Consider the following 8,530-nt stretch of genomic DNA (forward strand, 5'->3'; position numbering starts at 1 on the left):
GTGCGCAAGAAGTTGCGCAGTACTGCGCAACTTCTTGCGCACTTGGCTGCAGGGCTTGCACCGCTTGGGCTACAGGGGATTTAGGCCCTGAAATATTACGGGCTACTGCGCAACTTCTTGCGCAGTTGGGAATTTGCCGGGACCGCGGTGTGGCCTTCGCGAGCAGGCTCGCTCCCACGGGACAATGTTGCCAGCGAAAGCGTCTTATAAATGAAACACCGCGCTCGGCTATACTCCCCGCATTTCGATCAGGCACGAGGATTCACTGTGAAGAACTGGACGTTGCGCCAACGCATTTTGGCGAGCTTTGCGGTGATTATCGCCATCATGCTGTTGATGGTGGTGCTGTCCTATTCGCGGTTGTTGAAGATCGAGGCCAGTGAAAACAGCGTGCGCGACGATGCCATCCCCGGCGTCTATTACAGCTCGATGATTCGCGGCGCATGGGTCGACAGTTATTTGCAGACCCAGGAGCTGCTCGGCCTCAAGGAAGGCCAGGGCATTTCCAACGAAGACGCTGCCGACTACAAGGCGTTCGAGGCGCGGCTGAAAGAGCAGATGGCCAACTATCGCAAGACGATGGCCACTGATGAAGACCGATCCGAGTTCGCCCTGTTCGAGAAATACCACGACACCTACATCGAGATTCAGAACGCTGTGCTGGACCTGCGCAGTCGCAATCTTGAAGCGGATGCGGTCAAGTTATTCAACGAAAAACTGACCCCGGCGTGGTACGCGGGGCGCATGAAACTCAATGACATCATTGGCGAAAACAAAGTCGTCGCTGATACCGCCATGGCCAATATCGACGACGCGGTGGCAACGGCCAAAGTCAGCATGGTCATTTCCCTGCTGGTCGCGGTGCTGGCCGCCGGTCTCTGTGGGCTGCTGTTGATGCGCGCGATCATGGCGCCGATGAACCGCATCGTGACCATCCTCGACATCATGCGCACCGGCGATCTGAGTTCGCGCCTGAACCTCGATCGCAAGGATGAGTTCGGCGCGGTCGAAACCGGCTTCAACGACATGATGACCGAGCTGACGTCGCTGGTATCCCAGGCCCAGCGCTCCTCGGTGCAGGTGACCACCTCGGTGACCGAGATCGCCGCCACGTCCAAGCAGCAACAAGCCACCGCCACCGAAACCGCAGCGACTACCACTGAAATCGGCGCAACCTCTCGCGAAATCGCCGCGACCTCGCGGGATCTGGTGCGCACCATGACCGAAGTGTCCACCGCTGCCGATCAGGCCTCGGTGCTCGCCGGCTCCGGCCAGCAAGGCCTGGCGCGCATGGAAGACACCATGCACTCGGTCATGGGCGCGGCGGATCTGGTCAACGCCAAACTGGCGATCCTCAACGAGAAGGCCGGCAACATCAATCAGGTGGTGGTGACCATCGTCAAGGTCGCCGACCAGACCAACCTGCTGTCGCTCAACGCGGCGATCGAAGCCGAGAAGGCCGGCGAGTACGGCCGCGGTTTTGCCGTGGTCGCCACCGAAGTCCGGCGCCTGGCCGATCAGACCGCCGTGGCCACGTACGACATCGAACAGATGGTCCGCGAGATCCAGTCGGCGGTGTCGGCCGGCGTGATGGGCATGGACAAGTTTTCCGAAGAAGTACGCCGCGGCATGTCGGAAGTGCAGCAGGTCGGCGAGCAGCTGTCGCAGATCATCCATCAGGTGCAGGCACTGGCGCCGCGCGTGCTGATGGTCAACGAAGGCATGCAGGCCCAGGCCACTGGCGCTGAGCAGATCAACCATGCGCTGGTGCAGTTGGGCGATGCCAGCAGCCAGACCGTCGAATCGCTGCGTCAGGCCAGTTTCGCTATCGACGAACTGAGTCAGGTAGCCGTCGGCCTGCGCAGCGGCGTTTCGCGATTCAAAGTCTGATGAGCGACATCATCGCCAAGCGTGGCGCCGCACCAGTGGCGAAGCAGGCACTGTTTCTGCTGTTTCGCATCGGCAACGAGCGTTACGCCCTGCGCGCCACTGAAGTGGCCGAAGTGCTGCCGCGCCTGCCGCTGAAACCGATTGCCCGGGCGCCGCATTGGGTGGCCGGGGTGTTTGCCTATCGCGGTGCGGTGGTGCCGGTGATTGATCTCAGCGCGCTGACTTTTGGCCAGCCCGCCGAGGCGCGGACCAGCACGCGGCTGGTGCTGGTCAATTATCAGCCGGATCAAGCGCAAGCAGCGCAATGGCTCGGGCTGATTCTCGAGCAGGCCACCGACACGCTGCGCTGTCATCCGGACGAGTTCCAGCCCTACGGCCTCGATAACCGCGAGGCGCCGTACCTCGGTCCGGTGCGCGAAGATGCGCAGGGATTGCTGCAATGGGTGCGGGTCAATGACTTGCTCGATGACGCCGTGCGCAGCTTGCTGTTCCCCGATCCGCCGCGTAATCCGGCGCAGCTTGAGGCGCAGCCATGAGCAGTGAGCAGCGCTTTTTCGATTTCCTCAAGGAACGCATCGGCCTCGATGTCGCGTCGGTGGGCGCGGCGATCATCGAGCGTGCGGTGCGCCAGCGCACGACGTTGTCCCAAGCCGCCCACACCGACGAATATTGGCAGCTGTTGCAAGGCTCGCGGGATGAACAGCAGGCGCTGATCGAAGCGGTTATCGTTCCGGAAACGTGGTTTTTTCGTTACCCGGAATCCTTCGCCACCTTGGGCAAACTGGCCCGTCAGCGTCTCGCCGAGCTGAACAACATGCGCGCGCTGCGCATCCTCAGCCTGCCGTGCTCGACCGGCGAAGAACCCTATTCGATCGCCATGGCCCTGCTTGATGCCGGGCTCAAGCCGCATCAGTTCAAGGTGGATGGCATGGACATCAGCCCGTTGTCAGTGGACAAGGCGCGCCGTGCTGTTTACGGCAAGAACTCGTTTCGCGGGCAGGATCTGCAATTTCGCGATCGGCATTTCATGCCTGAGCAGGACGGCCACCGGGTCAACGAATACGTTCGCGAACAGGTGCGCTGGCAGGTCGGCAATGTTCTCGATCCGACGCTGTTGGCCAGCGAGCCAGCCTTCGATTTCGTGTTCTGCCGCAACCTGCTGATCTACTTCGACCAGCCGACGCAGAAACAGGTGTTCGAAGTGCTCAAGCGCCTGACCCACGTCGACGGCGTGCTGTTTATCGGCCCGGCGGAGGGCAGTCTGCTCGGGCGCTTGGGCATGCGCTCGATCGGCATCCCGCAGTCGTTCGCCTTCAGTCGTCATAGCGAGCCGCACCCCGAACCGCTGCCGACGCCGAAACCGGTCGCCGTGCCGGCCAGCCAACCACTGCGCAGCGCGCCGCCGCCAGCGCCAGTGCGCAGCCGCCCTTTTGCTACCGTGACGGCTTTGCCGGTAACGAAAAAAACTGCCAACCCGGACGCCGCGACGCTGCTGGCGCAAATCGCTGCACTGGCCAACGAAGGCAAAAGCGCCGAGGCCCGTGCCGCGTGCGAGCATTATCTGCGCAGCCATGAACCGGTGGCGCAGGTGTTCTATTGGCTGGGCCTGCTCAGCGATGTCGCCGGCCTGAGCCTCGAGGCCCAGAGTTTTTATCGCAAGGCCTTATACCTTGAACCGCAACATCCCGAAGCGTTGATGCATCTGGCGGCGTTGCTGCAGGCTCAAGGCGACACGGTGGGTGCCCGACGATTGCAGGAGCGCGCCGCTCGCAGCGGGCGCACCGCCGACAGTGAGCGTAAACGATGAGCGCGTCCGACACCTTGAACGTTACCCACGAAGACGCCCGCGCCATCGACGATTGCTGGAACCGCATCGGCATTCATGGCGACAAGTCCTGCCCGTTGCTGGAAGAGCACATCCATTGCCGCAACTGCTCGGTGTATTCCGCCGCCGCCACGCGCCTGCTCGACCGCTATTCGTTGCAGCAGGACCAGCGCGAAGCAGTAGTCAGCAAAGTCGAAATCGACGTCAAGACCCGCTCGCTGCTGATGTTTCGCCTTGGCGAGGAATGGCTCGGACTGGCCACGCGCACGCTTGTCGAAGTCGCGCCGTTGCAGGCGATTCACTCGCTGCCGCACCAACGCTCGCGGGCCTTGCTCGGCGTGGCCAATGTCCGTGGCGCACTGGTCGCGTGCCTGTCGCTGGTGGAATTGCTCGACCTCGGCGCCAGCGTCGCGCCGGCGGGCGGCGGGCGAATCATGCCGCGCATGCTGATCATCGCCGCCCATGGCGGGCCGGTGGTGGTGCCGGTGGACGAGGTCGACGGCATTCATGCCATCGACGAGCGCATCCTCGACGCGGCGTCACAGTCCGGTGCGCAGGCCAGTGCCAAGTACACCCGTGGCGTTCTGCAATATCGCGGTCGCAGCCTGCGCTGGCTGGATGAAGAACAGCTGTTGTCCGCCGTGACCCGGAGCCTGACATGACCCCCGAGCAAATGCGCGACGCCTCTCTGCTCGAGCTGTTCAGTCTCGAAGCCGAAGCCCAGACCCAAGTGCTCAGCGCCGGGTTGCTGGCGCTGGAGCGCAATCCGACCCAGGCCGATCAACTGGAGTCGTGCATGCGCGCGGCGCACTCGCTCAAAGGCGCAGCGCGGATTGTTGGTATCGACAGCGGCGTCAGCGTCGCCCACGTCATGGAAGATTGCCTGGTCAGCGCCCAGGAAGGGCGTTTGTTGCTGCGTCCCGAGCACATCGACGCGTTGTTGCAGGGCACCGACCTGCTGATGCGCATCGCCACGCCGGCCAACGCGCCGCAACCTGCGGACATTGAAGCCTACGTGACGCTGATGGGACGTTTGCTCGATCCGTCGGCACCAGCCGCTGTGGTTGCCACGCCGCCGATGGCCGAGTTGTCGATCGAGCCAGCGCCAACAGCGACAGCGCCGATCATGGACGAGCCCGCCGAACCGACCCCGCGCAAAAACAAACGCACCACCGAAGGCGGCGAGCGCGTTTTGCGCGTCACTGCCGAACGCCTGAACAGCCTGCTCGATCTGTCGAGCAAATCGCTGGTGGAAACCCAGCGTCTCAAGCCGCATCTGGCGACCATGCAGCGCCTCAAACGCATGCAGAACAACGGCCTGCGCGCACTGGAAAATCTCAATGTGCACCTCAAGGAGCATGCGCTGAGCCTGGAAGCGCTCGAGTCGCTGGAAGATGCGCGACGTTTGCTCGCCGAGTCGCAGCAACTGCTCAGCGAGAAAAACGCCGAACTCGACGAATTCGCCTGGCAGGCCAGTCAGCGCGCGCAAGTGCTCTATGACACCGCGCTGGCCTGTCGCATGCGCCCGTTCGCCGACGTGTTGAGCGGGCAGGCGCGCATGGTTCGCGACCTCGGGCGCAGCCTTGGCAAACAAGTGCGCCTGGAGATCGAAGGTGAGAAAACCCAGGTCGATCGCGACGTGCTGGAAAAGCTTGAAGCACCGCTGACTCATCTGCTGCGCAACGCCGTCGATCACGGCATCGAATCCCCGGAGCAACGCCTGCTCAAGGGCAAGCCCGAAGAAGGCCTGATTCGCCTGCGCGCTTCCCATCAGGCCGGTTTGCTGGTGCTGGAATTGAGCGATGACGGCGGTGGCGTCGATCTTGAGAAAGTCCGCCGCAGCATCGTCGAACGGCAGTTATCCCCAGCCGAAACCGCAGCGCAATTGAGCGAAGAAGAACTGCTGACCTTCCTGTTTCTGCCGGGCTTCAGCCTGCGCGACAAGGTTACCGAAGTGTCCGGGCGCGGCGTTGGTCTGGATGCTGTTCAACACATGGTTCGCCAATTGCGCGGGGCCGTGGTGCTGGAGCAGACGGCGGGCGAGGGCAGTCGTTTCCATTTGGAGGTGCCGTTGACGCTTTCGGTGGTGCGCAGTCTGGTGGTGGAAGTCGGTGAAGAGGCTTACGCGTTCCCGCTGGCGCACATCGAACGCATGTGCGACTTGGCGCCGGAAGACATTGTGCAGGTCGAAGGACGCCAGCATTTCTGGCACGAAGGCCAGCATGTCGGGCTGGTCGCGGCCAGCCAGTTGCTCAATCGCCCGGCCAGTCAGAACGATGGCGCTACCCTGAAAGTCGTGGTGATCCGCGAGCGCGAGGCGATTTACGGAGTGGCGGTAGAACGTTTCGTCGGCGAGCGCACGCTGGTGGTGTTGCCGCTGGACGAGCGTCTGGGCAAGGTTCAGGACATCTCCGCCGGGGCCTTGCTCGATGACGGCTCGGTGGTGCTGATCGTCGATGTCGAAGACATGCTGCGTTCGGTGGACAAACTGCTCAATACCGGGCGCCTGGAGCGCATTGCCCGCCACGGCAATCAAGCTGCCGAAGCGGCGCGCAAACGAGTCTTGGTGGTCGACGATTCGCTGACCGTGCGCGAGCTGCAACGCAAACTGCTGCTCAATCGTGGCTACGACGTCGCGGTGGCAGTGGACGGCATGGATGGCTGGAACGCGCTGCGTTCGGAGAACTTCGATCTGCTGATCACCGACATCGACATGCCGCGCATGGACGGCATCGAGCTGGTCACCCTGTTGCGCCGCGACAACCGTCTGCAATCGCTGCCGGTGATGGTCGTGTCCTACAAGGATCGCGAAGAAGACCGCCGCCGTGGACTGGATGCCGGCGCCGACTATTATCTGGCCAAAGCCAGTTTTCATGACGACGCCCTGCTCGATGCAGTGGTCGAGCTCATCGGAGGAGCGCGGACATGAGGATCGCAATCGTCAACGACATGCCCCTGGCGGTGGAGGCCCTGCGCCGGGCGCTGGCATTCGAGCCTGCGCATCAGGTGATCTGGGTCGCCAGCAACGGTGCCGAGGCGGTGCAACGCTGCGCCGAGTGCACGCCAGACCTGATTCTGATGGACCTGATCATGCCGATCATGGACGGCGTCGAAGCCACGCGGCGGATCATGGCCGAGACGCCGTGCGCGATTGTCATCGTCACCGTGGATCGTCAACAGAACGTGCACCGCGTGTTCGAGGCCATGGGCCACGGCGCGCTGGACGTGGTCGACACGCCGGCGATCGGCGCCGGCAATGCCCAGGAAGCGGCGGCGCCGTTGTTGCGCAAGATCCTCAACATCGGCTGGCTGATCGGCGACAAGGCGCCACGTGCGCGCCCGGCGCCGAGTTCGCCGCGCAGCTCGCCGTCACGTCAGCGGCTGGTGGCGATCGGCTCGTCTGCCGGTGGGCCGGCGGCGCTGGAAGTGTTGCTCAAAGGCCTGCCGAGAGATTTTTCCGCCGCGATCGTGCTGGTGCAGCATGTCGATCAGGTGTTCGCCGCTGGCATGGCCGAATGGCTGGCCAGCGCCAGCGGCCTCGATGTGCGTCTGGCCCGTGAAGGCGAGCCGCCGCAAAGTGGCGCGGTGCTGCTGGCCGGGACCAATCACCATATTCGCCTGTTGAAAAACGGCACGCTGGCCTACACCGCCGAACCGGTCAACGAGATCTATCGCCCCTCGATCGACGTGTTTTTCGAGAGCGTCGCCAGTTACTGGAACGGTGACGCGGTCGGGGTTTTATTGACCGGGATGGGGCGCGATGGCGCGCAAGGGCTTAAGCTCATGCGCCAGCAGGGTTATTTGACCATCGCCCAGGATCAGCACAGCAGTGCGGTGTACGGCATGCCCAAGGCTGCCGCGGCGATCGATGCCGCGGTGGAAATCCGCTCGCTGGAAAAGATAGCGCCACGATTGCTGGAGATTTTCCCCAAATGATCAGGTTGATCCGCAATCCAGGCCCCCGCAGTACTCAGGTGACCGCTCATGAATGATTTACAGATCGACGACATTAAAACCGACGAGAACGCCGCCATGGTGTTGTTGGTGGATGATCAGGCGATGATCGGCGAAGCGGTGCGCCGTGGGCTGTCGAATCAGGAAAACATCGACTTCCACTTCTGCTCCGACCCGCAGCAGGCCATCGCCCAAGCGGTGCGGATCAAGCCGACGGTGATCCTTCAGGATCTGGTGATGCCCGGCCTCGATGGCCTGAGCCTGGTGCGCGAATACCGCAATCATCCGGCGACCAAGGATATCCCGATCATCGTTCTCTCGACCAAGGAAGACCCGCTGATCAAGAGCGCGGCGTTTTCCGCTGGCGCCAACGACTATCTGGTGAAACTGCCGGACACCATCGAACTGGTCGCGCGGATCCGCTACCACTCGCGTTCCTACATGACATTGCTCCAGCGCGACGCCGCGTACCGTGCGTTGCGGGTCAGCCAGCAGCAGTTGCTCGACACCAATCTGGTGCTGCAACGGCTGATGAACTCCGATGGCCTGACCGGGCTGTCCAATCGCCGGCACTTCGACGAGTACCTGGAACTGGAGTGGCGCCGTTCGCTGCGCGATCAGACGCAGCTGTCATTGCTGATGATCGACGTCGATTACTTCAAGTCGTACAACGACAGTTTTGGCCACGTTGAGGGCGACGAAGCGTTGCGCAAAGTCGCTGCAGCCATCCGGGATGCCAGCGCGCGACCATCGGATCTGCCGGCGCGTTATGGCGGCGAAGAGTTTGTGCTGGTCCTGCCGAACACTTCGCCGGGCGGCGCGCGGCTGTTGGCCGAAAAACTGCGCCAGACTGTGGCGGCG

At 62.8% G+C, this 8,530-nt stretch carries 7 protein-coding genes; all 7 read left to right on the forward strand.

Annotated features, from left to right (window positions below):
- Window positions 1–267 precede the first annotated feature (267 nt).
- Complete coding sequence (locus D6877_RS18470) at window positions 268–1,890, forward strand: methyl-accepting chemotaxis protein (RefSeq protein ID WP_130911705.1); 1,623 nt, start codon at window positions 268–270, stop codon at window positions 1,888–1,890.
- Window positions 1,890–2,426, forward strand: coding sequence for a chemotaxis protein CheW (locus D6877_RS18475; RefSeq protein WP_130911706.1), 537 nt, complete (start codon window positions 1,890–1,892; stop codon window positions 2,424–2,426). The genes D6877_RS18470 and D6877_RS18475 overlap by 1 nt, the downstream gene beginning before the upstream one ends.
- On the forward strand, window positions 2,423–3,697 hold the full coding sequence (locus D6877_RS18480) for a CheR family methyltransferase (RefSeq protein WP_130911707.1): 1,275 nt from the start codon (window positions 2,423–2,425) through the stop codon (window positions 3,695–3,697). Before D6877_RS18475 ends, D6877_RS18480 begins: the two co-directional genes overlap by 4 nt.
- Window positions 3,694–4,377, forward strand: a complete 684-nt coding sequence (locus D6877_RS18485; RefSeq protein WP_130911708.1) for a chemotaxis protein CheW — start codon at window positions 3,694–3,696, stop codon at window positions 4,375–4,377. The genes D6877_RS18480 and D6877_RS18485 overlap by 4 nt, the downstream gene beginning before the upstream one ends.
- Complete coding sequence (locus D6877_RS18490; protein WP_122610722.1) at window positions 4,374–6,644, forward strand: hybrid sensor histidine kinase/response regulator; 2,271 nt, start codon at window positions 4,374–4,376, stop codon at window positions 6,642–6,644. The genes D6877_RS18485 and D6877_RS18490 overlap by 4 nt, the downstream gene beginning before the upstream one ends.
- On the forward strand, window positions 6,641–7,651 hold the full coding sequence (locus D6877_RS18495) for a chemotaxis response regulator protein-glutamate methylesterase (RefSeq protein ID WP_130911709.1): 1,011 nt from the start codon (window positions 6,641–6,643) through the stop codon (window positions 7,649–7,651). The genes D6877_RS18490 and D6877_RS18495 overlap by 4 nt, the downstream gene beginning before the upstream one ends.
- Before the next feature lie 48 nt (window positions 7,652–7,699).
- Window positions 7,700–8,530 (forward strand): diguanylate cyclase (locus D6877_RS18500; RefSeq protein WP_130911710.1); only part of this gene is annotated, 831 nt, incomplete at its 3' end.

It is taken from the genome of Pseudomonas sp. Sample_9 (assembly GCF_004307535.1).
Taxonomy (GTDB): domain Bacteria; phylum Pseudomonadota; class Gammaproteobacteria; order Pseudomonadales; family Pseudomonadaceae; genus Aquipseudomonas; species Aquipseudomonas mercuritolerans.

What these genes read in the sequence shown, in the direction of transcription:
- D6877_RS18480 (WP_130911707.1), top strand. Translation starts at nt 2,423, where the DNA reads ATGAGCAGTGAGCAGCGCTTTTTCGATTTCCTCAAGGAACGCATCGGC.
- D6877_RS18485 (WP_130911708.1), top strand. Translation starts at nt 3,694, where the DNA reads ATGAGCGCGTCCGACACCTTGAACGTTACCCACGAAGACGCCCGCGCC.
- D6877_RS18495 (WP_130911709.1), top strand. Translation starts at nt 6,641, where the DNA reads ATGAGGATCGCAATCGTCAACGACATGCCCCTGGCGGTGGAGGCCCTG.
- D6877_RS18475 (WP_130911706.1), top strand. Translation starts at nt 1,890, where the DNA reads ATGAGCGACATCATCGCCAAGCGTGGCGCCGCACCAGTGGCGAAGCAG.
- D6877_RS18490 (WP_122610722.1), top strand. Translation starts at nt 4,374, where the DNA reads ATGACCCCCGAGCAAATGCGCGACGCCTCTCTGCTCGAGCTGTTCAGT.